Source organism: Mesorhizobium sp. M7A.F.Ca.MR.148.00.0.0, assembly GCF_003997735.1.
In the GTDB taxonomy this organism is placed as follows: domain Bacteria; phylum Pseudomonadota; class Alphaproteobacteria; order Rhizobiales; family Rhizobiaceae; genus Mesorhizobium.
Window position 1 is genome coordinate 1 of record NZ_RZTB01000376.1, and the last position, 544, is coordinate 544.

General features: G+C 67.5%; 1 protein-coding gene and 1 pseudogene. Both read right to left on the reverse strand.

The features are described from left to right. The coding region (locus EOB49_RS38375; protein WP_245472994.1) for a HEAT repeat domain-containing protein at positions 1-176 on the reverse strand (176 nt) is incomplete at its 3' end. Beyond that, positions 158-544: pseudogene (locus EOB49_RS34585) on the reverse strand (hypothetical protein); the annotation flags it as partial. The gene EOB49_RS38375 and the pseudogene EOB49_RS34585, both read right to left, overlap by 19 nt.

Here is a 544-nt window from a genome sequence, read left to right on the forward strand (position 1 = left end):
CGCACAGTCCATGCCTCGTCGTCCATAAGCTGCGCGAGGGGCGCGGCGAGTTCAGACAGGCCGAGGCGGCCCGCCGCGTCGGCAGCGTCGGCGCGTACATCCCAGCCGCCATTTTCCATCGCCTTGATCAGGATGGCCGGCGCATTGGCATGTCCGGTCAGGCCGAGTGCCCGCAATGCGGCTGCGGTAACCTCCGGCGACGGATCGCCGGCCGCGCGGGCAAAGAACTCACCAAACCGGAACCCGCCGTTGCGGGCAAGCGCATCATTGCGGCCGCCCTGATGAAAGGCACCGCGTCCTGACGTCCGGCGTAATCCCTGAGCTCGTCGAACCGCTTTGGCGGAAAGCGCCTGAAAAGCTCGATCAGGCGTCGCGAGCGCTGCCCCGCCACGCCGATCTTGCGCAGCGTTACGACCAGCGGCGGCAAGGCGCCAATATCACACAGCGCGATGGCGACGGCGATCCTGACTTCGCGCGAGCGGTCGCGATCGAGCGCCGAAAGCAGGTTTGCCACCGCGTTTTCCGAACGCAGCGCCGCCAGCAT